Annotated in this window: 18 protein-coding genes; 15 read left to right on the forward strand and 3 right to left on the reverse strand. The window is 62.0% G+C overall.

Annotated features, from left to right (window positions below; translation table 11 throughout):
• Nucleotides 1-329 precede the first annotated feature (329 nt).
• The 6 genes from FVE66_RS06840 to FVE66_RS06865 all read left to right on the forward strand — a co-directional run bounded on the left by FVE66_RS06840 (nt 330) and on the right by FVE66_RS06865 (nt 6,484).
• Nucleotides 330-1,022, forward strand: a complete 693-nt coding sequence (locus FVE66_RS06840; RefSeq protein WP_151446662.1) for an energy transducer TonB — start codon at nt 330-332, stop codon at nt 1,020-1,022.
• A gap of 69 nt (nt 1,023-1,091) precedes the next feature.
• Nucleotides 1,092-1,817: a MotA/TolQ/ExbB proton channel family protein gene (locus tag FVE66_RS06845; protein ID WP_151446663.1), complete on the forward strand. Its 726-nt coding sequence runs from the start codon at nt 1,092-1,094 to the stop codon at nt 1,815-1,817.
• Entirely contained in the window at nt 1,814-2,230 is a 417-nt protein-coding gene (locus FVE66_RS06850; protein WP_151446664.1) for an ExbD/TolR family protein, read from the forward strand. Before FVE66_RS06845 ends, FVE66_RS06850 begins: the two co-directional genes overlap by 4 nt.
• Before the next feature lie 57 nt (nt 2,231-2,287).
• Nucleotides 2,288-3,340 carry an extracellular solute-binding protein gene (locus tag FVE66_RS06855; RefSeq protein WP_151446665.1) on the forward strand — a complete coding sequence of 351 codons (1,053 nt, stop codon included), beginning with the start codon at nt 2,288-2,290 and terminating at the stop codon, nt 3,338-3,340.
• A 208-nt stretch (nt 3,341-3,548) separates the two neighbouring features.
• Nucleotides 3,549-5,789, forward strand: a complete 2,241-nt coding sequence (locus FVE66_RS06860) for a TonB-dependent receptor (RefSeq protein WP_241673063.1) — start codon at nt 3,549-3,551, stop codon at nt 5,787-5,789.
• An 11-nt stretch (nt 5,790-5,800) separates the two neighbouring features.
• Nucleotides 5,801-6,484, forward strand: coding sequence for a Fe2+-dependent dioxygenase (locus FVE66_RS06865; protein WP_151446666.1), 684 nt, complete (start codon nt 5,801-5,803; stop codon nt 6,482-6,484).
• A 69-nt stretch (nt 6,485-6,553) separates the two neighbouring features.
• Here the strand turns inward: FVE66_RS06865 and FVE66_RS06870 are convergent, their stop codons facing one another.
• Nucleotides 6,554-8,656: a putative bifunctional diguanylate cyclase/phosphodiesterase gene (locus FVE66_RS06870; RefSeq protein ID WP_151446667.1), complete on the reverse strand. Its 2,103-nt coding sequence runs from the start codon at nt 8,654-8,656 to the stop codon at nt 6,554-6,556.
• Nucleotides 8,657-9,094: 438 nt separating this feature from the next.
• Here FVE66_RS06870 and FVE66_RS06875 point away from each other — a divergent pair, with 438 nt between their 5' ends.
• From FVE66_RS06875 to FVE66_RS06885, 3 genes are all read left to right on the forward strand, one after another.
• Nucleotides 9,095-11,059, forward strand: coding sequence for a TOL_0244 family TonB-dependent receptor (locus FVE66_RS06875; RefSeq protein WP_151446668.1), 1,965 nt, complete (start codon nt 9,095-9,097; stop codon nt 11,057-11,059).
• Nucleotides 11,060-11,120: 61 nt separating this feature from the next.
• The gene (locus FVE66_RS06880) at nt 11,121-11,651 is read left to right on the forward strand and encodes a TOL_0243 family YfiR-like periplasmic protein (protein ID WP_206668722.1); all 531 of its coding nucleotides are present in this window, start codon (nt 11,121-11,123) and stop codon (nt 11,649-11,651) included.
• A 108-nt stretch (nt 11,652-11,759) separates the two neighbouring features.
• Entirely contained in the window at nt 11,760-12,182 is a 423-nt protein-coding gene (locus tag FVE66_RS06885) for a VOC family protein (RefSeq protein ID WP_151446670.1), read from the forward strand.
• Here FVE66_RS06885 and FVE66_RS06890 read toward each other — a convergent pair.
• A complete protein-coding gene (locus tag FVE66_RS06890) occupies nt 12,172-13,812 on the reverse strand; it encodes a putative bifunctional diguanylate cyclase/phosphodiesterase (RefSeq protein WP_241673064.1) in 1,641 nt (546 codons plus the stop codon). The genes FVE66_RS06885 and FVE66_RS06890 overlap by 11 nt on opposite strands.
• Before the next feature lie 382 nt (nt 13,813-14,194).
• Here FVE66_RS06890 and FVE66_RS06895 point away from each other — a divergent pair, with 382 nt between their 5' ends.
• On the forward strand, nt 14,195-15,805 hold the full coding sequence (locus FVE66_RS06895) for a phospholipase D family protein (protein ID WP_151446671.1): 1,611 nt from the start codon (nt 14,195-14,197) through the stop codon (nt 15,803-15,805).
• A gap of 980 nt (nt 15,806-16,785) precedes the next feature.
• Here the strand turns inward: FVE66_RS06895 and FVE66_RS06900 are convergent.
• Nucleotides 16,786-17,715, reverse strand: coding sequence for a LysR family transcriptional regulator (locus FVE66_RS06900; RefSeq protein WP_151446672.1), 930 nt, complete (start codon nt 17,713-17,715; stop codon nt 16,786-16,788).
• A 204-nt stretch (nt 17,716-17,919) separates the two neighbouring features.
• Between FVE66_RS06900 and FVE66_RS06905 the strand changes: the two genes are divergently transcribed.
• The 5 genes from FVE66_RS06905 (at nt 17,920) to FVE66_RS06925 (ending at nt 22,633) form a co-directional block, all read left to right on the forward strand.
• Nucleotides 17,920-18,453, forward strand: coding sequence for a thiamine pyrophosphate-binding protein (locus FVE66_RS06905; protein ID WP_151446673.1), 534 nt, complete (start codon nt 17,920-17,922; stop codon nt 18,451-18,453).
• Nucleotides 18,441-19,073, forward strand: coding sequence for a thiamine pyrophosphate-dependent enzyme (locus FVE66_RS06910; RefSeq protein ID WP_241673067.1), 633 nt, complete (start codon nt 18,441-18,443; stop codon nt 19,071-19,073). The genes FVE66_RS06905 and FVE66_RS06910 overlap by 13 nt, the downstream gene beginning before the upstream one ends.
• Before the next feature lie 18 nt (nt 19,074-19,091).
• Nucleotides 19,092-20,768, forward strand: coding sequence for a thiamine pyrophosphate-binding protein (locus FVE66_RS06915; RefSeq protein ID WP_151446674.1), 1,677 nt, complete (start codon nt 19,092-19,094; stop codon nt 20,766-20,768).
• Nucleotides 20,769-20,787: 19 nt separating this feature from the next.
• Nucleotides 20,788-21,777 carry a Bug family tripartite tricarboxylate transporter substrate binding protein gene (locus FVE66_RS06920; RefSeq protein ID WP_151446675.1) on the forward strand — a complete coding sequence of 330 codons (990 nt, stop codon included), beginning with the start codon at nt 20,788-20,790 and terminating at the stop codon, nt 21,775-21,777.
• Nucleotides 21,778-21,865: 88 nt separating this feature from the next.
• Nucleotides 21,866-22,633, forward strand: coding sequence for a class II aldolase/adducin family protein (locus FVE66_RS06925; RefSeq protein WP_151446676.1), 768 nt, complete (start codon nt 21,866-21,868; stop codon nt 22,631-22,633).
• Nucleotides 22,634-22,727: the final 94 nt, after the last annotated feature.

Raw genomic sequence — 22,727 nt, forward strand, 5'->3', positions numbered from 1 at the left:
GGATTTGATCACGGATGGAGTGTAGGAGTGAAGCGCACCCGGCGCGTTACCGCGGAGTGAGACGATTTACCCAGAAGTCTCATTTTTGGAAGAGTTTGATCTGGCGCCCAGATTCCGGTGAGGGGATCACGGTTTCATCCTGGCATGCCGCCGTCATGGTCGGCCCGGACGGGGAAGTCGGCGGAAAGCGGACGAGCCCTGGTCGGTCACTTCGGATGGGGCTTCCAAAATCCAAATGAGAAGTGTTATCATTCGCATTCAGAAGAAGGCCAGCGACAAGGGATCTCCCGAAATCGTCTGTCCAGGCGGCTCCTGTGCCACAAAGCAAAATGAATATTTCCCTGCCATCGCGGACGGGCCTGCTGGCCCTGATTACTGTCACGCACATCGCCATCCTGTGGATGCTGGCGACCCGCATGGCCGCGCCTGATGCCACCGCGCCCGTGCCCTTGCCCGCGGTGATGGTGGCGATGCTCGCACCCAGCCCGGCAGTGGCGCGGCCGGAGCCGCCCCAGCCCAAAGCACCGATTCCGACGATAAAGCCACAACCGGCGCCTAATCCGAAGCAAGAGACGCCGCGGCCGGCGCTTGCCGAAAAGGCGCCCGCAGCTGCACCAACATCTGCAACAGCAGCATCGCCCGCAGTGTCCGCAGCTACAGCGGCAGCCGCCGAACCGTCACCGCCTCCCGCGCAGTCGGCCACTGCCGCGGCCGGGGCCCCGGTTTCCGCGCAGCCTCAGCTCACACCGCCACGCTACAACGCCGCCTACCTCAGCAATCCGGTGCCGGTCTATCCCGCGATGCTGCGCCGTGCCGGCGAGGAGGGCAGGGTGGTGCTGCGCGTGCTGGTGACCGCGGAGGGTAACGCGGGCGAGGTGCAGGTATTCAAGCCGGCAGGCTCACCCTTGTTCAACGAGGCCGCCATGACGGCAGTACGCAAGTGGCGCTTCGTGCCGGCTCGCCGCGGCGATGTCGCCGTGGCCGAGTGGGTGCAGGTGCCGATCGAATTCAAACTGAACTGAGGCCGGCACCGGAGAATTTTCGGCGCCGCCTGACCAACTCTCATCAAACATATAGTGAGCGCAAAGCAGATGAACAATCCCTACGGCATAGCCAACCTGTGGCAACAGGGCGATTCCGTCACCCGCACGGTAGCCCTCGTGCTGCTGGTGATGTCGGTGCTGTCCTGGTACGTGATGATCGTCAAGGCCCTGGGCCTGATACGCCTGCAGCGGCAAGCCACGGCAGCGGCCGACGAATTCTGGCACAGCAAGAGCATGGAAGAAGGCATGCAAAAGCTCGGATCCGACCGCAATGCCAACCCGTTCCGGGCGCTGGCCGAGGATGGCGTCAACGCCGCCCGCCACCATGCGATGAGCCGGGACGACCTGCACGGCGCGCTGAACGTCAGCGAGTGGGTCACCAGTTGCCTGCGACGTTCGGTCGAGAATGCAACCGGCCTGCTGCAGGGCAAGCTGCAGATCCTGGCATCGGTCGGCAGCACGGCGCCCTTCGTTGGACTGTTCGGCACGGTATGGGGCATTTATCACGCGCTGGTCGGCATCGGCGTCTCGGGGCAGGCCAGCATCGACCGCGTCGCCGGCCCGGTGGGCGAGGCGTTGATCATGACTGCTTTCGGGCTGGTGGTGGCGATTCCTGCAGTGCTTGGCTACAACGCACTGGTACGCAGCAACAAGACGATGCTGTCGCGCCTGTCCAATTTCGCGCACGACTTGCATGCCTACCTGGTCACCGGCGGGCGCGTCGGCCAGCCGGAGAATGTGGTCAGCCTGCGCGCCAGGGGAGAGTCGGCATGAGCCTGTTCACCGCCGACAGCGAGGATGACGTGATGTCGGAAATCAACATGACGCCGCTGGTCGACGTCATGCTGGTGCTTCTGATCATCTTCATCATCACCATCCCGGTCATCAACCATGCGGTCAAGCTTGATCTGCCGCGTGCGGCCAGCCAGCCCAATGATGTAAAACCCGCTCATGTGGCTGTCTCCATCGCCGCTGACGGCAACATCAGCTGGGACGGTACGGTGGTCGACGAGCAGGCGCTGAAAGACCGGATTGTGGCGGTGGCTGCGCAGTCGCCGCAGCCCGAGTTGCACCTGCGCGCCGATCGCAAGACGCCCTACGAGCGCGTCGCGCAGCTGATGGCTGCGGCGCAGGCCGGTGGACTGCTCAAGATCGGCTTTGTCACTGAACCCAATGCGGCCCGCTGAGCGCGGCAACACTGAACCATGATTATTTTTGTGTCCCCGAACAAGAAAGGAACAACGATGTCCAGCTTCCCGGCAAAACGCATTTCCGCTGCGGTGCTCGCGCTGTCAGCGATCGCCATCACCGGTGCCGCCAGCGCACAGGAAAATGTGCTGAACCTGTATTCGGCGCGTCATTACCAGACCGACGAGCAGCTCTACACCGGCTTCACCCGCCAGACCGGCATCAGGATCAACCGCATCGAAGCGGACGACAACGCGCTGTTCGAACGCCTGAAGACCGAGGGCAAGAGCAGCCCGGCCGACGTGATCCTGATGGTGGACGCAGCCCGCTTGTGGCGGGCAGAAGCGGAAGGCTTGTTCCAGCCGGTGCAGTCGAAGCTGCTGAAGGAGCGGATTCCGGCCAACCTGCATGGCGGCGACGAGGGTCGTGGCGCGCAATGGTTCGGATTGTCGACCCGCGCTCGCATCATCGTCTACAACAAGGTCAGCGTGAAGCCGGAGGATGTATCGACCTACGAATCGCTGGCCGATCCGAAGAACAGGAAGAAGGTGTGCACCCGTTCCGGCTCGCATCCCTACATGCTGTCCCTGATCGGCGCGATGGTCCATCGCAGCGGTGAAGCAGCCACTGAAAAGTGGGCGCAGGGCATGGTCAGCAATTTCGCCCGTCCGCCGCGCGGTGGCGACACCGACCAGATCAAGAGCGTTGCCTCCGGGGAGTGTGGCGTGACGCTGGCCAACTCCTACTACTACGCCCGCATGCTGCGCTCGACCAAAGCCGAAGACCGTGAGGCGATGAACAAGGTCGGCTTCATCTGGCCGAACCAGCAAACCTCGGGCACGCATATCAATGTGTCGGGCGGGGCGGTCGCGCGCAATGCGCCGCATCGCGACGCCGCAATCAAGTTCCTCGAATACCTTGCCAGCGACCAGGCCCAGGGCTATTTCGCCGACGGTAACAACGAATGGCCGGCGGTACCCACTGTGGTGGTGAAGAACCCCGCCATCGAATCAATGGGGAAATTCAAGGCGGAGAACGTGCCCATCGGCGCAATCGGCCGCAACCAGATCGCAGCGCAGAAGATATTGGATCGGGTTGGGTACAAGTAGCGCTGACCGGCGCACGGCACGAACGCTCCCTCCCCTTGAAAGGGAGGGAGCTATAAAGTCTATCGGCCATTAGAGGGAAGGGCTCGACCAAAAGTAAGTGCACGACCGCAGTAATTCGCACAGTTTTTAACCATCGCAGCCAGCCACTCTGCTTCAGATAGCCAGCCCGACGATACCAGCATCTTCACCGTATCCGAAAGGTTTGACCATGTCTGAACGATTCACCCCCGGCCTCGCGCCGGACCATGCCATTCCCGCTCTCGCTGACCGGCCTTCCAGCCGTCCTTCACCCCGCATGGCGCTCGGCGCCATGATGCTCGCGACTTCGATGTCGACACTCGCCCAGACCGCTGCCACCGCTGACCAGGTGATGCCAGCGGTCGAAGTAAAAGGTGCGCGCGAAAACGAGGCCAAGGAATCCATCCGCACCAGCACCTCCAGCATCGGCAAAGGCCAGCAATCGATCCGCGACATCCCGCAGTCGATCAACGTGATGACCGAAAAGCTGATGGACGACGCCAAGCTGACGACGCTGCGTGAAGCTTTGCACTATTCCGCCGGCATCACCTTCGCGGCGACCGAGAACGGCACCGACCAGGACATCCGCCTGCGCGGCTTTCCTGTTGCCACCACCGGCGACCTGCTGATCGACGGCATGCGCGATCCCTCGCAATACGACCGTGATACCTTCAACGTCGATCGGGTGGAAGTCATGCGCGGTTCCGCGTCCATGCTGTTCGGCCGCGGCTCCACCGGCGGCGTGATCAACCAGGTGACCAAGAAGCCCTTCCTGTCCACCCAGCATGAAGTGATGACCACGGTCGGCAGCCATGGCAACGCACGCGTCACCGGCGACTTCAATTTCAAGACCGGCGAAAATGAAGCATTGCGGCTTAACGTGATGCGAACGAAGGCCGGGAACAAGGGCGCGGAAGTGGACAAGTTCGGCATCGCACCCACCTACTCCTGGGGCATAGGCACGCGCGACGAAGTCAGCCTCGGTTTCTTCCATCTCGAGACCGACAACGTGCCGATGGCCGGCGTGCGCTACCTTGGCGGCACCGTGCCGGACCTGAATGCCGGCAACTTCTATGGCACGAACAGCGACTATGTGCTCGGCACCGCGAGTTATGCGACGGCTTCGCACATCCATCGGTTCGGCGAGGGCGCCGAGTTGCGCAGCCAGTTGCGGGTCGGTCAGTTCGATCGCTCGCAGTGGGGTACCACCGCCAGCTTTGCCGCCGGCACCACGCCCGCCAACCTGACTGGATCGACCAGGCTCAATCTGGTCGGCCTGGCTCCGCGCAAGGACCAGTACCGCGGCACCTACCTGCAGAGCGACTACAACGACAAGTACAACTGGTTCGGCCTGGAGCACAAGATCACGGCCGGCATCGATGCCGCGGTCGAGGAGGCCGACCGCTATGGCGCCTATGGCGCGGTCACCACCAACTTCAACAAGGGCTCGACCACGGCCGGCAATCCGGATGCCGGCCTGCAGTTGAACGCGATCCCGACCTTCCGGCCCAACAGTGCCTATTCGGCGCAGGCAATCGGCCTGTATGCGCAGGACCTGGTGCAGATCGCACCGGCGTGGAAACTGCTGGGCGGCATCCGCTTCGACCATTTCAACGGCCGCTTCAGGCAGATTGCCTATCCGATCGGCGGTGCGCCGTCGGAAACCACCACCAGCTTGTCCGAATCGCCGTTCAGCTACCGGGGCGGCGTGCTGTACCAGCCGACCGACCGCGCTTCCTTTCACTTTTCCTATGGCACCTCCTTCAACACCTCGGCCGATACCTATCAGTTCGTGACCGCGCAAAATGCCAACACCCCGCCCGAGAAGAGCCGGAATATCGAACTGGGCGCGAAGCTGGACTGGCTGGATGGAAAATTGTCGACCCGCGCCGCGATCTTCCATACTGAAAAATTCAACGAGCGCACAACTGACGCCGATTTCGCGGGCAGCGCTTACCTGCTGTCCGGCCGCCGCCATTCACAGGGAATTGAGCTCGACGTGGTCGGACGCCTGACGCGCAAGCTGGAGCTGTACCTGTCGTATTCGCTGATCCCGACGGCGGTAATTGACCAGATCGGCAGCGCCCAGGCCAATGTGGTCGGCTCGCGGGTCGGCCTGACGCCGCGGCAAAGCGGCGCGGCCTGGCTCAGCTACCAGGTAACGCCGCAGTTGCGCGTTGCCGGCGGCCTGCACGGCGCATCGCAGAACCGTCCGCTGCAGGGAACCTCTGGCGCGGCCTCGACTACTGCGCAGGCGCCTGGCTACGTGGTTGGCGACTTGATGGCGGAATATGTTTTCAATGAAAAATACACCGCCCAGCTCAACGTCAACAACGTCGCCAACCGCAATTACGGCGACCAGCTCTATCCGGGCTTCGTGATCACCGGTGCGCCGCGCACGGCGCTGTTGTCGCTGATTGCCCGCTTCTAGCAAAGGCCATCATGATTCTTCATCTGCAAAACGTGTTGTCCAAGGACGAGGTCCGACGGGCCAGGGCGCTGCTCGACAGCGCGCCGTGGAGCGACGGCCGGCCGACTGCGGGGGAGCAGGCGGCGCAGGTGAAGAACAACCTGCAACTGCCTGAAGCCTGCGAGCAGGCGCAGGCGGTGCGCGAACTGGTGTTGTATGCGCTCAAGCGTCATGAGCTGTTTTTCTCGGCGGCGCTGCCGAAAAAGATTTCGCCGCCGCTGTTCAACAGCTATGGGGGCCAGGCCAATACCTTCGGCAAGCATGTCGACACCGCTGTGCGCTTCGTCGGCAGCGGAAACCTGGTTCGCACCGACCTGTCCTGCACCCTGTTCCTGTCCGAACCGGATCAATACGATGGGGGCGAACTGGAGATCATGGACAGCCCGTCCGGGCACCGGGTGAAACTGCCGGCGGGTGACATGGTTCTGTATCCCGCCAATACCCTTCACGGGGTGGAGCCGGTAACACGCGGCCGGCGTACTTCCAGCTTTTTCTGGATCGAGAGCATGGTGCGCAGCGAAGAGCAGCGTGCCTTGCTGTTCAACATGGACCAGAACCTGATCCGCCTGCGCTCATTGATGGGGGAAACCGACCCGGCCACGGTTGGACTGACCAGCACGTATCACAACCTGCTGCGGATGTGGGCCGACACCTGATTCAGGCGCCAGGCCAGGTTCTGCGCTGGCCCTGACCCATCAGGGCCAGCTCGGCAGGCGGGACTGCTACTACGTAGCCTGTGCTCCCTGGCCGGATCCAGCCAAGGCCTCTGCCGCCAGCATGCGGGCCAGTTCTTCATGCGTCATCGGCGCGCCATACAGCATGCCCTGTGCCTTCCCGCAACCGTGCGTGCGCAGGAAGTCGGCCTGGCCGCGCTTTTCTATCCCCTCCGCGACCACCTGCAGTTGCAGGTTGTGCGCCAGCGCCAGGATGGTCTGTACGATTGCGCAGTCGCCGCTGTCTCCCGGCAGGTCGCGTACGAAGCTCTGGTCGATCTTCAAGGTATTGATCGGGAACATTTTCAGGTAGCTCATCGATGAATAGCCGGTCCCGAAGTCGTCAATGGCCAGGCCGATGCCTATCGACCGGAGGGCATGGAGTTTTTCGATGGTCGGGTTTCCGGCATCCATCAGCATGCTTTCGGTCAGCTCCAGTTCCAGTGCGCGCGGATCGATGCCGGTGCGTGCGACCACGTCCTCCACCTGGCGCACGAAATTCGGCTCGCGCAATTGACGTCCGGAGAGGTTGACCGCCATTTCCAGGTGCCTGTGTCCGTCGTCATGCCAGCACTTCAACTGCTCGCATGCGGTGCGCAGCACCCATTCGCCGATCTGGATGATCATCCCGGTCTCCTCGGCCAGGGGGATGAACTCATGCGGGCCCAGCAGCCCCAGCTCCGGTGAGTGCCAGCGCACCAGGGCTTCTGCGCCGATGATACGTCCGGACAACATGTCGACCTTCGGCTGGTACAGCAACTGCAGTTCGTTGCGCTCCAGCGCCCTGCGCATGCTTCCTTCAATGGCAAAACGCCGCTCGGCAGCGCCGCGCATCGATGGCGCAAAGATGCAATAGCCATTCTTGCCGCTGTTCTTGGCGTGATACATGGCGGAATCGGCATATTTCAGCAGGTCCTGCATGTCGGTCGCGTCATCCGGGCAGACGCTGATGCCAATGCTGGCGCTGATGAAAATCTCGGTGCCGCCGATGAATACCGGCGCCGCCAGCGCTTCGAGAAATTTCTGCGCGACCCGCTCGGCCAGCTGCACATCCGGAATGTCCCTGACGATAATGGCGAACTCGTCGCCGCCGACCCGGGATAGCACGTCGTCGGCGCGCACCGTATGTGAAACCCGCTGGGCGACGATGCGCAGCACTTCGTCGCCCGTCGCGTGGCCGAGCGTGTCGTTGAAGGTCTTGAAGTTGTCGAGGTCGATGAATATCAGCGCGGCGCACTGCTGCAGCCGACAGGCCCGGCCCACCGTCAGTTCCAGTTGCTCGTTGAAATAGTGACGGTTATGCAGGCCCGTGACATTGTCAAAATGCGCCAGGTAGTCGAGTTGTTTCTGCACCCGTTCCCGTTGACTGATCTCTTCGGTCAGTTCGACCTCGCGTCGCTGGATGCGGTCCAGCATGGTGTTGAAGGTCTGGGCCATGCGCCCGATGTCGCCGCCCGGGTGAACCTTGGCACGGATCGAAAAGTCACCCCGTTCGGAAATTTCTCCGGCGGTGTGCGACAAGGACTGCAAGGGTTGCGTGATCAGTGCCTGTATCCGCGTCAGCGCCAGGTTCGCCAGCGTCAGGCTGGCAGCCAGCAGCAGGACGAGCATGCCGATATAGCTCAGTAGTTGGGTGTACAGGATATTGACGTCGGCCAGCACGAGGATGGTACCGAGCGGCTCTCCCTGGTAGTTGAACGCCTGGTGCCAGCCAACTTGTTTCCAGGAAATGCGTTCACCGGCACGTCCCGCGGGGAGCGCCTCCGGTGCCGGATCCGGGGAAGCGGGGACGCCACTTCGATGGTAGTCGGCGAACAGCTTCCCATGCTTGTCGTACACCCAGGCCGACTGGATTGCCCGGGATGCATGAAGGAACGACAGGATGTCCTGGGCCGATTTCCGGTCCTGGAAAACCATCGCGACCGCCAGGTTTTCGCTGGTCATCATGGCGTCTGTCCGGGTCCGGTCCAGCAAGGCGTGGATGGAAAGCCATGCTTGCAGGAAGAGCAGGAAGATGCTGGACAGGACGATCACCGTCCCGCTGGTGACCAGGTTCGCCATCTTGAGCTTGGCGCTCAAGGGTTGCTTCGCCAGCCAGCCGTGCAGCCACTTCATCGGCATTCCCCCCGATCACAGGACGACATCGCTCGGCAGCCACGACTGAAGGCGTGGTGCCCGGCGCTGCAGGCAGGAAGAGTGGCAGGTCCCAAACGCTATCCCGGATGGCAAATGTTAGTAAACCGGACCCTGGGGCGCCCGCCCGTGCCGTCCTTTATCCAGCGCCGGGGGGGCGGGCCGCTTTCATTCGGACAGCAGGCTAATCCGGTGATAACCCGGTAACCATCGGTCACCCATTCTTGCCAAACAACAATTGTTAGAAGATTAGTGTTTTTCATAACATCTGTTGTCGCAGGAAGCCTCGATGGGAAAAGTGGTTCCCGGACGCAATAGTTCGGTACCCGAGCACATGGTTCCAATTTATTCGGGGTAGCAACACATCCCCCTGCCGTCCCGGCAGCGTCCTATTTCGGCTCAACAGGAGATCGAGACACCATGAATAGAGACTGCAGGATCACGGCCAGGCGGCCATGCGGATGTATTCCACTGCTGCTGGTCATGCAGCTGGCGTTGATTCCAGCGGCGCGGGCCCAACTGACAGCGGACAGCGTCCTGAAGATGTCACCGGAGGAGCTGGTCAACCTGCAGGTGACGTCGGTTTCCAAGAAGCCGGAGCCGCTGGCGGACGCGCCGTCGTCTGTCTATGTGATCACCGCCGAAGACATCCGTCGCTCGACAGCGACCACGCTGACGGAGGTTCTCCGGCTGGCACCGAACCTGCAGGTAGCATCCGATAACGGCATCCCTGGCTATGTCAGCGCCAGGGGGCATAACCTGGCTGTCTATACCGGCCCGAACAAGATGCTGGTACTGGTCGACGGCCGATCGGTGTACTCGGGCTTCTTCTCGGGCGTGCTGTGGGATGCGCAGGAGATGATGCTGGAGGACATCGAGCGCATCGAGGTCATCAGCGGTCCGGCCGGCGTGCTGTGGGGTGTGAATGCGGTGAATGGCGTGATCAACATCATCACGCGCCCGGCCCACGCGACCCAGGGCGCGCTCGTCAGCCTGAATGCCGGCGAGCGTGCGCGCGACAGCAGTTTTCGCTACGGCGGGCAGCTCGGGGAGAGTGCAAGTTACCGAGTATACGGACGGGTACTGGATCGCGGCAGCAGCGTCCGCGAGGCCGATGGAAAACACACCATGGACGACTGGCGCAGCCACACGGTCGGGGCGCGCGGTGACTGGAACCGTGGACCGGAGAAATTCAGCGCGCAGGTGAATGCACTCTCCGGTTCGTCAGGACAACCCGAGCCGGGCGCGATCAACATCAATGCGCCAGGTCCTTTTCCGCGCGTGCGCTTCCAGGGACTGAACGGCACCGTACGCTGGACCCGGCCCACTGACGATGGCGGGTCGCTGGCAATCCAGGCCTATTACGATCACTCGGCCCGCACCATGCAACCCGCTGCGGACGACGCAACCGATACCCTGGACTTCGAATTCCAGCGCAATTTGCCGGCCGTCGGCCGCCATAGCCTGACCCTGGGCGGCAATTACCGCCATGCCTGGGATCGGACCAACAATAGCGCCAGTTACGGCATGTTCCCGGATAGCGTACGGCAGCATTGGCTAAGCCTGTTCGTGCAGGACGAGGTGGCTCTGCGCCCGAACCTGAAAATGACCGCGGGCCTGCGCATCGAAAGAGGTGCCTATGGCACAGTCGACGCCTTGCCCAGTGCGCGGCTGGCCTGGCGCCTGTTGCCTGAACATCTGCTATGGAGCGCTGTATCCCGCGGCGCCCGCGGACCGTCCCGGTTGGACACCGACTTCGTGCTCAGGGTGCCAGGCGGCCCTGTCATCTTTCAAGGCGACCCGAACATGCGTTCCGAGATCGTCGATGTGGTCGAAGTCGGCTACCGTACCCAGGGCCGTCGCGGCAGCTTCGCAGCAAGCGTGTACCGGAATTTCTACGACAAGCTGACTGCAGTGACCACGCAGACCGGCGGCATCCCTTTTTCAACGGCAAACACGGCAGACGGCAATTCGCTCGGAATTGAAATGTGGGGCGAGTGGAAAGTCACCCCCAAATGGCGCCTTGCCGGAGGACTGACCGCCCTGACCGAGACCTACCGCGGCCGGCCGAGCAGTCCCACGGACGGGGTGGTTGCCATTGCTGGCGCAACCGCGGGCCAGACAGCGCAGTTGCGCTCGTACTGGAATGTCGGTCCGGGCAAGGAAATCGACGTTTCCGTGCGGCGGGTTTCTTCGCTGGGACTGTTCCCGGTGGATTCCTACAATGCGATCGATGCGCGCTTCGGCTGGAAGCTGGCGAAGAACCTTGAACTCTCCATTTATGGCCAGAATCTCTTCGGTACCGCGCACGCCGAATTTGGCGACCCGGCACTGCGTGCCACCATGGCGACCAGGGTTTTCACAAAACTGACATGGCGGCAATGAGATCCTGATACGACCTGTTAACACTGGAGTGCAGTGCATTTGGCTTGTCCTGCTCATCGCAGTGGCAGCGCTGGCGGCGCTTTGTCCGGCGCTGGCGCAAGCCGATGAAATTCGCGCCGAGCGACTGGTCAAGACTGCATATCTGTTTCATTTTTCCGGACTGGTCGAATGGCCTGACGGCAGCTTCGCCAGCCCGGACAGCCCGCTTCGGGTCGGAATCATGGGCGCGGATGACATCGCCGACGAGCTCGTTCGCATGATAGCCAGCAGGCAGTTGCAGGGGCGCCCGATCATCGTCAGCAAACTCAAGCCCAGCGCACCGCGTTCCATGGTCCACATGCTTTTCATCGGCGATTCCTTGCGCGAACAATTGCCGGATATCCTGGATGCAGTAAAAGGCCAGCCGGTATTGACGATAACGCAAACCGAGAACGCATTGGCCTTCGGCAGCATGATCAACTTCCTCTCGATTGACGGATCGCTGCGTTTCGAGATTTCCCAGCAGGCACCGGCGCAAGCCAGGCTGACAATCAGCAGCCGGCTGCTATCCGTGTCTCACAAGTTCTCGCCGGGCTCGCCAAAATTCAGGTAACAAGTGAAGGTTCCCGCTTCGCACGAGAACGGTGTAAGGTCTGTGACCGGACGTCGCAGCCTGAAGATGCGTCCAGGCTGGCAACATCAATTCCAGATGAGGATGCATATGGAGCAGCGTGTAGCAGTCATTACGCTCCCGGTCGAGGATCTTGCCGCTTCCAGGTCGTTTTATTGCAGCGGCCTGGGCTGGTCACCGGTTTTCGATAACGGCGAAGTAATTTTTTTCCAGTTCAATGGCTTCGTGTTCGCGCTCTGGTCCCGAGCGGCATTTGAAGCCGATATCCGGGTGCCGGTGGCACGTAATGGCCATACCTTCGCGGTCGCCCACAACGTCGGCGGTCGCGACGAGGTCGACTCCATCATTTCGCTGGCCCGGTCCATCGGGGCCAGCATATTGCGCGAGCCGGAGGCGCAGCCGTGGGGCGGGTACAGCGGCTACTTTGCCGACCCGGACGGGCATGTCTGGGAGATCGCCCACAATCCGGCGTGGGAAATCTCGCCGGAGGGCTACACATCGTTCAGGAGCTGAAGCTCGCAGATGGCGCTGCCGCAACGAAGCCGCATGCGTTGACCGGAATGAGCGGCGCGCGCAGCAAGAGGGCGGGAATCGACTCCGGCGCACCCGGACGGTGGAAATAAAAACCCTGGACTTCGTCGCAGCCTGCGGTTTTGAGATGAACCAGCTGCTCGCTGCTCTCGACGCCCTCGGCAACCACACGCAATCCGAGGTTATGCGCGAGGATGATGGTGGACGAAACGATCATCATGTCGCTGGTATCGTTGCGGATGTCCTGGACGAAGGAGCGGTCGATCTTGATGGCGCCCACCGGCAGGCGCTTGAGCTGGTTCAGGCTGGAAAAACCGGTGCCATAGTCGTCGAGCGATATCTTTATTCCGATCTGCTGGAGATTCAGCAATTGCTCCGTGGCGGAATGGGCATTTTCCATGAAGCAGCTTTCGGTCACCTCCAGTTCCAGCAGGCAGGGCGCGATGTCATGCGCCTCCAGTGCCTCCATTACCCGCCGTGACAGCGAGCCGTCGTTGAGCTGCCTGGCCGAGATGTTGACGGCCACCGGAACCACCGGCAATCCGGCGTCCTGCCAAAGCCGCAATTGCCGGCAGGCGGCATCGATCACCCATTCACCGAGCAATCCGATCAAGTCATTCGTCTCTGCCAGCGGTATGAATTCGCTCGGATAGATCAGTCCATGTTCCGGATGGCGCCACCTGACCAGCGCCTCAAGCCCGGCGATGGAAAAATCGGACAGCCTGACCCGTGCCTGGTAATGCAGGCAGAATTCATTTTCGCTGATAGCACGCCGGAAGCGTGACACCAGCTCGTAGCGGCGGGCGGTGGTTTCGTTGAGCGCGGGATCGCAGAACCGGAAATTTCCGCGGCCGCTTCCTTTTGCAAGGTACATCGCGCTGTCTGCGCGAGCCAGCAGCGTCGCCATGTCATTACCATCGCGCGGAGCGAGTGCGATGCCGATACTGGCGCTGATCTCGATGTCATGGCCTTCGATGTCGAGGAAGGGCGTGCATATGGCGTCGATCAACTTCCTGGCGAGCGCTGACATATGATCCTCGGACGGAAGCTCTGCAACCAGCAGGACGAATTCGTCCCCGCCGAAGCGGCCGAGCAGGTCGTATTCCCTGACCAGGCCGCGCAGGCGAACTGCCACTGCCTTGAGAAGCTCGTCGCCCACGGCATGGCCGAGGGTGTCGTTCACAGGCTTGAACTTGTCCAGGTCCAGGAAGAAGAGGGCGCAAAGTTTGCGGCTGCGCCGGGCGCGCGCCAGTTCCTTGTGCCCCAGCGCCAGGAATTCCATCCGGTTCGGAATTCCTGTCAGGTAGTCATGCGATGCGAGCTGGAAGGCGCGGTTACGTTCTTCGCGCAGTTGCTCGATCAGATCCTGCTTTTGCCGCTGTGCGTGCTCCAGCTGGACGTAAAGTCGCTGCTTGCGGCCAAACACATGGATGATGGAAGCGGCGGCCAGGATGATCAGCAAGGAAGCAATCCCGGCCCGCAGATACTGGGTTTGATGACTCGCATGAAGTCCAGCACTGATCGCTTCGCGATCGCGCAGCACTGTAATTGCCAGGGATTCCTGCTCCTGCACCCGGATCCGGGTCTCCAGTCCGACAACGCAGATCAGCATGACTGCTAGCAGTCCAACAATCCTTCGGATGGTTTCCTCGGAAAATCTGAACTGGGTGCGGAATCGGGACGACGTACGAGAACTTTCCTGTGTCACGCATTGAACGATGCCGCGCATCTGGTTGAGAATGATGAGTGCATTGTCTATTTGCAACATTACTGCTTGATGACATTGCTGATATGGCATGACGGCGTGGCGCGCCATGGCGGTGCGTGGTGCCGGTTCACCCAGCCAGTCGCATTCATCCCTTCGCAGCCATCCCGTCTCAGCCATCCCTTTGTTGCGCGGCCCTTTGTCCGATGCAGATTCCGTCAACCCGGGATTCTCCTGACGCGCTAGACTCCACCAGCAGTTCCATCAATCATGGGCGGGCAGGTCTCTCATGGCGATACCATCTTCCGGCACGATCTTCTGGTGCGCCACCGGCAGGGCAGTCCTTGCCTGCTTGCTGGCACTCGTGATGGCCGGATGCGCGGCATTGCCTTCGCTGGATGCGCGCAAGCCAATCGTACCGACCGGAGATACCGGTAATACGACGCTGGGTCGCGCGGTAGCCAGGCTTGCAAGTGCCCATCCCGGCCATTCGGGAATCTATCCTCTGCCGGATGCCGGCGACTCATTCGCGGCGAGGATACAGCTGGTCGATGCCGCCGAGCGCTCGATCGACGTGCAGTCCTACATCTGGCGCAACGACCACTCCGGATCGCGGCTTTTCCAGGCTCTTCTGCGAGCAGCCGATCGCGGGGTGCGTGTCAGGATCCTGCTGGACGACAACAACACCTCGAGCCTGGACGTGGTCCTGGCCGACCTTGCTGCCTGCCGCAATATCGAAGTCAGACTGTTCAATCCTTTCACGCTGCGGCGGGCGCGCTTGCTCAACTACCTGACTGAATTCGGCCGGTTGAACCGTCGCATGCACAACAAATCCTTCACGGTCGACAATCAGGCGACGATAGTCGGTGGGCGCAATATCGGCGATGCCTATTTCGATGTCACCGACAGCACCACCTTTGCCGATATGGACGTGATGGCCGTTGGTCCGGTGGTCAATGAAGTTGCGCGCAGCTTCGCGCAATACTGGACCAGCGACTCGGCCTATCCGGCCGAGTCCTTGTTGCCGCCTGCCGTTCCGGGGCGACTTGACGAGACCCTCGTCATGGCATCGGATGAGGGAGGCGACAAGCTGACTTCGGCAGAGGATGTGCTTGCTGCCCATGCCTATCTGGATGCATTGAGGCAGTTGCCGATTGTGAAGGACCTGCTGCGGGGAAGCTTGTCGCTGGAGTGGGCACCGGTGGCATTGGTGGTCGATGCGCCGGCAAAAGGCCTGGGCCAGGCCGCGGAGAGCGAGTTCCTGATCAGCCGCTTCCGGGAGATGGTCGGCAAGCCGGAGCGAAGCCTGCATATCATCTCGCCCTATCTGGTGCCGACGGCCGGGGCCGTGAAGAATTTCACCGCATTGGCCCGAGCGGGGATCAAGGTCCGGATACTGACCAATTCGCTGGAAGCGACCGATGTCTCGATCGTTCACGCCGCGTACGCAAAATGGCGCTTGCCCCTGGTGGCTGGCGGCGTCGAGTTGTTTGAAATGAAACGTCTAGCGGGAATGCCGCAACGGCCAAAGCACCGGCTGCTTCGCGGCAGCTTGCCTACCAGCAGTGGCACCAGCCTGCATGCGAAGGTAATGGCGATCGATGACACCCGTTTCTTTGTCGGATCGTACAACCTCGACCGCCGCTCCCGCGACACCAATACCGAAATGGGCTTCCTGATCGACAGCCCGGTACTGGCCAAGCGCCTGGCCAATGCGTTCCTCACGGCTATTCCGAGCACGTCTTATCGTGTCGGGCTGAGGGAATCAGGGGGATTGCAATGGACCGAGCAGAAGGATGGGGTGCCTGGCGTGGTGCATGATGCTGAGCCAGGCAGGTCGGTCTGGAGCGGGATCGGGCAGGATTTGCTTACTGTGCTGCCGCTGGATTTTCTGTTTTGATTTCGGGCGAACTATTGTTGGTGATTTTTTTGGTGGCTTGCGGTTCGTTTGGCTGGGTTTGATGGTTGTCGTTGTGAAGCCGGGAGACACCCCGGCTGGTGTGTTCCTTTCTTTTGGAAAAAGAAAGGAACCAAAGAAAAGCAGGTCAAAACCCACTTGGCCAACGCCCGCTTCGAACGCCAACCAGACTCGGACGCCTGGGCCGAACCAGTGCGACCTTCGCGAGGAAAGCCCTGCCACACGTTCGCCTCTGACCGGGATCAGTCAACCCGCTTCAATGCCGCCGACCGCACACCACCGCTCGTTGACTCCCAATTGTTTTCGAAGCCGCTAATTGATTCTTCAGGTTGGGCTGCCAAGGGGCGCGGGTACTCCGGGCATCTCTGCTGTTCTTTGCCCGACTTTGAACAGATCCCCTCCGTCGCTTGTTTGCAGCCTCGGCATTGCTGGGGTCAGGTCTTGACTTTTACTGCACAATCGTTCGGTACATATCAAGATCTGACCCCATATTCGCTGATCTCATATTCGGTCGCTTGTTTGAAGCTTCGAAAAAATTTAAGAGTCAACGGTGCGCCGGGCATCGGTATAAGACACTTCATGGGGTTGGCTGATTAGGTAAGCGGCGTACAGCCGAGGGATCATTTCTCGCGAAGGTCGCACTGGGTTAGCCCAGACATCCGAGTCTGGTTGGCTATCGGAGGGGGGCGTTGGCCAAGTGGGTTTTGAATTTGGTTTCTTTGGTGACTTTCTTTTCCAAAAGAAAGTTACACACCTGCCGGGGTGTCTCCCGGCTTCACAACCACAACCACCAAACCCAGCCACACCACCCGCAAGCCAAAGAGCCGCAAAACCGCAAAACGGCAAAACCACCGAGCCAGAACGCTACAAGCGCCCACCAAGGCGGATGGACTCCAATAGCGTCATACCGGAGTTGAAGTTGTGCAGCATCTCGCAGTGCCAATGACAAACGTGCAGGCCTGTCACCCCAACCACCTCGCCCCCGGCCACTTCCCCTGATCCACCACCGCTTTGATCTGCGTGCGCAACTCGTTCGCCGCGCACCGTATCGCAACCGACGGGCTTGAATTGGCGCGTCGTCCCAGGACGATGCGGCGATCCAGGTCCGGTTGGGTGATCGGCGCCGCCGTCAGCAGTTTGCTCGCAAGATCCTCCGCCACCGCCACGCTCGGCAGCAAGGTATATCCCAGCCCGTTCATCACCAGGTTCTTCTGCACGTTCATCGCATTCGTCTCGGCGGCAATGGTCAGCGGTATCCCTTGCTCCTCGCAAGCCTTGTCGATCAACAGCCGCAAGCCATGCGGCAGGCTGGGCAATATCATCGGCTTGTTTTCCACGAAAGCCAGCGGCACCGGCCGCGACGGATCAAGGTCTGCGCCTGCCGGCCCGACCAGGTACAGCACCTCGTCCAGCAAGGGCTCGGTTTCGAGCGCGGCAGAAGGCTTCGGGTCATACAACATGACGACGTCGACTTCGCCGGCTTCCAGCCATTTCTGCAAATAGCCTGCATAGCCGGTGGCGATCCGTACCGACAGCCGCGGGTACTGCCGCTTCAGCGAGATCACCAGCGGTGCCGCCAACAGGTCGGCAGTGCTGGGCAGCAGGCCGATCGTGACAGCGCCGGTCACGGTGCCGGGGACCGGCGCGATCTCGGCGGCGGCCTGGTCCAGTTCACGCAAGGCGCGGCGCGCATGCTCCACCAGTATCTGGCCCGCCTCGGTCAACTCCATGCCACGCCGGCCGCGCGAGAACAGGGCCGCGCCCAGGTGTTCTTCCAGCATGCGCAGCTGCCGCGATACCGCGGGCTGGACTATGTGCAAGGCTTCGGCCGCGCGCGACACGCTGCCGGTATCTGCGATCGCGAGCAGTGCGCGCAGCTGTTTGATATCCACTTGTATTCCCCATTGCCTTCAGGCCGGCTGGCACCATCGCTGGCGGCTTGCAGGGCATCGCTGCCCCGCTTTTGCCGCATTTTGTCCCGCACTGCCGATGCTGGTATGCCGAAAATTGATCGAAGCCGGTCGTTTTCTTGATTGGACACGCCATTCTGCCATTCCTATCATGTGCCTTTCCCTGAATTGATACTAAATATAAACATGAGTGGAGCAGATACTGCGGTCCTGCCGTGGCAGGAAGAGATCTTCAGCATCCTGAAGGAAGGCGGAGTCAGGCAGGTCGCCTACGTGCCGGATGCAGGCCATGCGCACGTGATCCGTCGGGTGCATGCAGATCCCGACATGCGCCCGGTGGTGCTGACCACCGAGGAAGAGGGCGTGGCAGTGGCTTGCGGCGCCTGGCTTGGCGGCCAGCGCGCAGCCTTGCTGATGCAAAGCAGCGGCGTGGGCAATTGCATCAACATGCTGTCATTGGTTCAGAACTGCCGTTTTCCGTTCTTCACCATCATCACCATGCGCGGCGAATGGGCAGAGTTCAATCCCTGGCAGGGGCCGATGGGCCGCGCCACCCAGGCATCGCTGGAGCTGATGGGCGTGACCGTGCTTCGGGCCGACACGCCGGAGCAGGTCGCCGATACGGTAAGTGCCGGATTCGACATGGCCTTCCAGGCGGGCGACGCGGTCGCCGTGCTGCTGTCGCAAAAACTGATCGGGCGGAAAAAATGGGTGAAGTGATGGGTGAAGCGATGGGTGAAGCGATGGATCAAAACATGGACAGCCGTGCGGTCGATCGCCGCGAATTCGTCGCCAGTCTGCTGGCTGCCTGCCCGCAGGCGCTTGTCGTGACCGGGCTCGGCTCGCCGGCCTATGACGTGTTTGCGGCCGGGGACCGGCCTGAAAACTTTTACTTGTGGGGCGCGATGGGCGGCGCTGCCGCAATTGGCCTCGGACTGGCATTGGCCCAGCCAGAACGCAGCGTGCTGGTGATTACCGGCGACGGCGAGGCCCTGATGGGCATCGGCGCGCTGGCGACCATCGGCGTGCAGCGGCCGCCCAATCTGGGCATTGTCATCCTGGACAACGGTCATTTCGGCGAAACCGGCATGCAGCGCAGCCACAGCAGCCTCGGCACCAACCTGTCATCGGTGGCACGGGCCTGCAGCATCGCCGATGCTTTCGACGTCAGCGACATGGATTCGGTGGCGGCCATTGCGCGCCGCTCGGGCCAGCGCGAGGGGACCTTCCTGGCCAGGGTGGCGATTCGCGCCGAAGAAAAACCGCGCGCATTGCCTTCGCGCGACGGCGCTTTTGTCAAGGAGCGGTTCCGCACGGCGCTCGGCTTGCCGACATTTTGATCGGGCACGCACCAATACATGGCTAAACAAAAAATTACCGGCCGCGATGCATTCCTGCAGCTGCTGGTCGATGAAGGTGTGACCCACCTGTTCGGCAACCCCGGCACCACCGAGCTGGCGATCATGGAAGCGGTGCCGCAATTTCCGCAGCTGAAATACGTGCTGGGCCTGCAGGAATCATGCGTGCTTGGCATGGCGGACGGCTTTGCCCGCGCCTCCGGCAAGCTGGCGGCAGTCAACCTCCACTGCATGCCGGGCCTTGGACACGCGATGGGTGCGCTGTACAGCGCAAAATTCTCGGGCTCGCCGTTGATCATCACCGCCGGACAGTATGAGATCGGCTATGGCCTGACCGAGCCCTTGTTGTACGAGCCGCTGGTGCCGGTGGCGCAGCCGCTGGTCAAATGGTCGTTCGAGGTGACCCGGATAGAAGACTTGCCGCGCGTGATCCGGCGCGCCGCCAAGATCGCCATGACGCCGCCCATGGGGCCGGTGTTCATCAGCCTGCCCGGCAGCGTGCTGGACCAGGAAGCAGAGATCGATCTCGGAACGCCGACGCGGGTGGATGCCGCCAACCGTCCCTCCGACGACACCATCACGCGCATGGCCGAGCGCCTGTTGCGGGCTGAAAACCCGGTCATCATCGCCGGCCGCGAACTGGCCAGCCACGGCTTGTTCGAGGAAGCCGGCGAACTGGCCATGCTACTCGGCGCAGCGGTTTACCAGGAGCCGGTACCGTATAACGCCCGCTTTCCGTCCGATCATCCGGCCTGCATGGGCGACCTGACCCGCAACCAGGAAAAGGTGCGTGCCACGCTGCTGCCGCACGACTTGCTGTTGTGCCTGGGCGCGGACCTGCTGCGCATGTCGCCCTACAGCCCGGTCGAACCGCTGCCGGATGGCATGCCGGTGATCCACGTCACCGAACGCGACTGGGAACTGGGGAAAAATTACCCGACCGAGATGGCGCTGCGGGCCGATGTCGGCGAAACCCTGCGCGCGCTGCTGCCGGTATTGAAGGCACTGCGCACGCCCGCCATGGCATCGCGGGCAGAGCAAAGGCTGGCCACGATTTCTGCGCGCAACTGGAGCGCCAGGCGCGAGCAGGCGCGCACGGTCGCGCGGGCGGCGGCGTCGGCGCAACCGATCGATCCGCGCTATCTCATGCTGGAACTGGTCGCGGCGCTGCCGGCCAATGCCATCGTGGTGGAGGAAGCATTGACCTCAACCATCGCGCTGACCAACCTGCTGCCAGCCAGCGACCCGCACAGCTTTTACGGCCTGGCCAGCGGCGGCCTTGGCTTTGCCGTTCCGGGCGCGGTCGGGATCAGCCTGGCGCAGCCGGGGCGGCCGGTGGTGGCCGCGATCGGTGACGGCAGCTCGCTGTACAGCATCCAGGCGCTGTGGAGCGCGGCCCATCTCGGCTTGCCGGTCACCTATGTGATCCTGAACAACCGCAGCTACCGTATCATCAAGGAGCGCTTGCTGGCGGGCCGCAAGACAGACCGCTTCACAGGAATGGATTTCCGCGATCCGCCGCTGGATTTCGTGGCGCTGGCATCCGGTCTCGGCATGCAGGCGCAACGCATTACCGAGCCGGCGGACCTGCGTCACGTATTGCAGCAGGCTGTCGCCAGCGGCAAGCCGAACCTGATCGAAGTCATGATCGACGACGGTTTCGGCAACTCAAAATAAAATTTATCAAGGAGACCCCATGACATTCATAAGAAAAAGCATTGCCCTCGCCGTCGCCACCGCCTCGCTGGCCGCAGTGCCAGCCGCCATGGCGCAGGACGCTGCGGCCGGCTACCCCAACCGGCCGGTGACGCTGGTGGTCGGCTTCCCGCCTGGCACCGCCACCGACAGCGTCGCCCGTGTGCTGGCCGAACGCTTTGCCGCACGCCTGGGCCAGCCTTTCATCATCGAGAACCGGCCGGGGCAGGGCGGCAGCATCGGCGCCGCCGTTGTGGCCAAGGCCAAGCCGGATGGCTACACGCTGGTGGTGTCCGCCACCGCGCCGATGAGCATCAACCCTTATGTGTACAAGAACCTCACGTACGAGCCGATGCGCGACTTCGCGCCGATCGGACTCCACACCTGGTTGCCGTACTCGCTGGTGGTAAACACGAAATCATCGATCAATTCATTCGAGGACCTGAAGTCCAAAGCGGCGGCCAATCCGGGCGCGCTGACCTTCGCATCGATCGGCAACGGCACTACCAGCCATCTGGTGATGGCGTTGCTGATGCAGCGAACAGGGATGAAGCTCACGCACGTTCCATACAAGGGCAGCAGCCAGGCGCAAACCGACCTGATCGGCGGCCAGGTCGACATGACCTTCGATACGGTGGTCTCGATGATGCCGCACATCAAGAGCGGCAAGCTCAAGCCGCTGGCGGTCAGCACGATGAAGCGTTCCAGCCATTTGCCGGAAGTGCGCACGCTCAATGAAATGGGTGTCCCCAACTTCGAGGTCGGCGCCTGGCTCGGCATGCTGGCCCCGGCCGGGACGCCTCCGGCCATCATCGCCAAGCTGAACCGCGAACTCAATGCGATCCTGGATGAACCGGCACCGCAACAGAAGCTGCTGGGCATGGGCTCGGAAATCCTGAAGAGCACGCCGGAAGAATTCACCGCGCACATCAAGGCCGAAAACGAGCGCTGGAGCAAGCTCGTGCGCGACACCGGCACCAAGATCGACTAGCACCGGCCCGGGCAGCAAGGGAAGACAGTGACCGGACCCCTGCGCCAGCCGCTGGCGCAGGGATCCCGATTCAAATGATGGAGAAAACATGAACGCTGCAGTCAGCGATGTCCGTTCGCAGGTTTCGGAAGCGGAATGGAACACCCGGGTCGAACTGGCCGCCTGCTACCGGCTGGTGGCGCATTTCGGCATGAGCGACCTTGTGTACAACCACATCACCGCCCGCGTGCCGGGCGGCGAAGAACACATGCTGATCAACCCCTACGGGCTCATGTACGAGGAGGTCACCGCTTCCTCGCTGGTCAAGATCGACCTTGCCGGCAACATCGTGTTCAACCCGGATCCGGCCTTCGGTATCAATGCCGCCGGCTACGTGATACACAGCGCGGTGCATGGCGCCCGGCCCGAGGTCGGTTGCGTGCTCCATACCCATACCCGTGCCGGCATGGCGGTGTCGGCGATGAAGTGCGGACTGCTGCCGCTGACGCAAACCGCGATGCGCTTCGGCGACATCACCTACCACGACTATGAAAGCGTGGCGATCGACCTCGACGAACGCGAGCGCCTGGTGCGCGATCTCGGCAATTCGAACGCGATGATCCTGCGCAACCACGGCCTGCTGGCTGCCGGCCCCGACATTGCCCAGGCCTTCAACACGCTGTACTGGCTGGAACTGGCCTGCCGTGCCCAGGTCGATGCGATGTCATGCCAGACCGAACTGGTGATGCCGCCGCAAGCCGTGATCGAGCGTACCCATCATCTTTACCAGCCAGGCACCCGCCGTCCTTTCGGCGTGATGGAATGGCCGGCGATGCTGCGCCTGCTCGACCGGCGCGACCCTTCATTCCGCGACTGACTTTCCGCGATTAATATTCCGCGATTGACTACAGCAAAGACAGCGTCGCCCGGCGCCCTCCGCCGGGTGCATTCCGATTCGCGTCTGCTGATTC

Source organism: Lacisediminimonas profundi (assembly GCF_008831265.1).
GTDB classification, from domain to species: Bacteria; Pseudomonadota; Gammaproteobacteria; order Burkholderiales; family Burkholderiaceae_D; genus Lacisediminimonas; species Lacisediminimonas profundi.